The organism is Candidatus Parvarchaeota archaeon (assembly GCA_016866895.1).
Lineage (GTDB): Archaea > Micrarchaeota > Micrarchaeia > Anstonellales > VGKX01 > VGKX01.
Genome location: VGKX01000164.1, coordinates 1 through 2,592 on the forward strand (window position 1 = coordinate 1; position 2,592 = coordinate 2,592).

Consider the following 2,592-nt stretch of genomic DNA (forward strand, 5'->3'; position numbering starts at 1 on the left):
GGCGACTATTACCCTGATGCAGAAGAAGCCCAAAGGATCGTGGAGTTTGCAGATGAGTTTGTGATGAAAATAGAGATGCTGAAGAAAAGTTAGTGGCAGGTTACCTGTTCCCCACCATCTCGATAATGGAAATCAGCTCGTTGATTTTTTCATAGTCGTGCATCCTGCCGATATCCATCCAAAATTCGTCAAACTCATATGCATTGATTGGCTTGCCTGCCTCCATCAAAGCCGGAAAAACGTTTCGCGCAAAATCCGAGTTTGGCTTTATGTAGTCGTAGATTCCAGGCTCAAAGACATACACGCCTGCGTTAATCAGGTTTTGGACAATCGGCTTTTCCTGGAACTGGCTTATGTGACCCGAGGACACGTGGGCAACCCCGTATTCAAGGGGCACGCCCTGCTTTTTCAGGCCTATTGTTGCTATTCCTCCCTTTTTCTTGTGAAATGAGAGCATGGATTTGAGGTTGATGCAGGTGAGGTGGTCGCCCATGACAACAACAAAAGTGTCCTTAATCTGGCTCTTGCAGGGAAGAATTGAGCCGGCAGTGTTGAGCTCCTCCTTTTCCTCGGAATAAGTAATTTTTACCCCGAATTTCGAGCCGTCGCCAAAGTAGTCCCTTATTTGCTCCTTGAGATAGCCTACAGTCAGGATAAGCTCGGATATTCCGCTTGCTTTAAGATTGTCAATGACAAACTGCAGGATTGGCTTTTTGCCAAGCGGCAGCATTGGCTTTGGGATTGAATAGGTATACGGCCTAAGCCTTGTCCCCTTGCCGCCGCACAATACAAATGCTTTTGTCATGTGAACACCCCCCGATTAGAAAAATCTACTGCTCAACTACTTTTGACTCCCATCTTTCCATTTTTCCTTCAAACTTTTCGATTGTCTCAATTATTTTTTTTGAAGTTGTGCCATCTCCGTATGGATTTTTGGCACCGCGCATTTGTTTTGCGGTTTTTTGGTCAAAAAGAACGCTTCGTGCCGCATGCAATATTTCTTCCTTCTTGCACCCAACAACTTTGTTCCCGCCGGATTTAACAGATTCTGGCCTGTCAGTGACATAGCGCAAAGTCAGGCATGGTATGTGAAGGGCTGACGTCTCCTCCTGCATGCCCCCGGAGTCTGTAAGCACCAGGTCAGACTCAAGCATTATGCGGATTGCATCGGAATATCTTGGAAGGCAAGGCGACCAGATGATATGTTTTGCCGATTTGAGCTTTTGCGTGTAGCCCCACTTGTCGGCTGCGTTTTGCGTGGAGGGAAGCACCGAGCAGAAGACTGTCGCATCATTTAGCTCCAGTAGCGAGTCAAAAATCCCCCTCATCCTCTCTTCCGAGAGCATGTTCTCTTTGCGGTGAACAGACCAGAAGATTAGCGGCTTGCCGGTTTTTTGCTTGTCAAGCCTGCCGCCAAATTCCGACAGGATTTTGCTTTTCCTCTTTGCTATGGCGGCAAACTGGAGGGCTGCATCCACAACCGAGTTGCCAACAACAAAAATCCTATCAGGGGGCACATGCTCTGAACTCAGGTCCTTGCTGTTCTTTTCAGTTGCCGCAAAAAACAGGGAGGAGGCGGCATCGGCGCCTTTGGTGCAAATCTGCTCTGGAAACGGCTCCCAGGAATATGTGCGCAAGCCTGCCTCAACATGGCCCACTGGCACAAGTGAGAAGGCGCAGGCAAGGGAGAAATAAAGGGCGGTGAACGTGTCGCCGTGGGTAAGAACAATGTCCGGCTTTTCCTTTTTGCAGATTTTTTCCATTTCAACAAAGATTTTTGCCCCGATTTCAAGGGAGCTTCCCTTTGCCTCTATGTCATAGTCGGGCCTGGGGATTTCCATGTCGTCAAACAGGTCGCGGTAGAGGTTGCTGTCATAGTGCTGGCCTGACCAGACAATGATGTTTTTGTGCCCACGGGCAGCGCTTTCCCGCACAAGTGGGGCCATCTTGATTGCGCAGGCGCGCGAGCCAAATGCATGCACGATTTTCATAGGTTATATCACCAAATGGGTTTGCCGGTATTTTACTTGCAGGTCACTTGATTGATTGGATTATGCAATTGCAGCCCTGATTTTTTCAACGTATTGGGTTGCTATGCTGTCTGCCTGCTTTTGCGTCCTGCCTTCGGCAAAGATGCGCAGGTAGTTTTCTGTTCCTGAGGCGCGAACTATTACCCAGGACTTGTCTGCAAAATCAATCCTTACCCCGTCAATTGATGTGAGGGTGGCGCCAGGGGCTTTCAGCTTTGACATGAATGCAAGGGCCTTTGCCTTTTGCGTCTGGCTTGCCTCAAGCTTTGTCTTGTAGTTGTAGTAGGCAGGAAGCTTTCCAACAAGCACTGACAGGGGGGTTGAGCACACTGCCTGCGCAAGCCTTGCGGCAGCCAAAAACCCGTCTTTTGCAAGCGAGATGTCTGGCCAGACAATTCCGCCAACCTCCTCGCCGCCAAAAACCGCCTTTTTTTCGTGCATTGCCTCCGAGATATATGGCGCCCCAACTTTTGTGTAAAGCATCTTGCAGCCGTATTTTTCCGCAATGTCCTGCACGACGCGGCTTGTGGCAACGGTTGTCACGACAATTGGCGCAAAGCCT

3 protein-coding genes are annotated in these 2,592 nt (G+C 49.3%); all 3 read right to left on the reverse strand.

Annotation, left to right across the window (positions count from 1 at the left end; all coding sequences use genetic code 11):
* Positions 1 to 100 precede the first annotated feature (100 nt).
* Positions 101 to 805: a nucleotidyltransferase family protein gene (locus FJZ26_05480; GenBank protein MBM3229858.1), complete on the reverse strand. Its 705-nt coding sequence runs from the start codon at positions 803 to 805 to the stop codon at positions 101 to 103.
* A 25-nt stretch (positions 806 to 830) separates the two neighbouring features.
* Complete coding sequence (locus FJZ26_05485; GenBank protein ID MBM3229859.1) at positions 831 to 1,991, reverse strand: UDP-N-acetylglucosamine 2-epimerase (non-hydrolyzing); 1,161 nt, start codon at positions 1,989 to 1,991, stop codon at positions 831 to 833.
* Between the two features lie 60 nt (positions 1,992 to 2,051).
* The coding region (locus FJZ26_05490) for a hypothetical protein (GenBank protein ID MBM3229860.1) at positions 2,052 to 2,592 on the reverse strand (541 nt) is incomplete at its 5' end.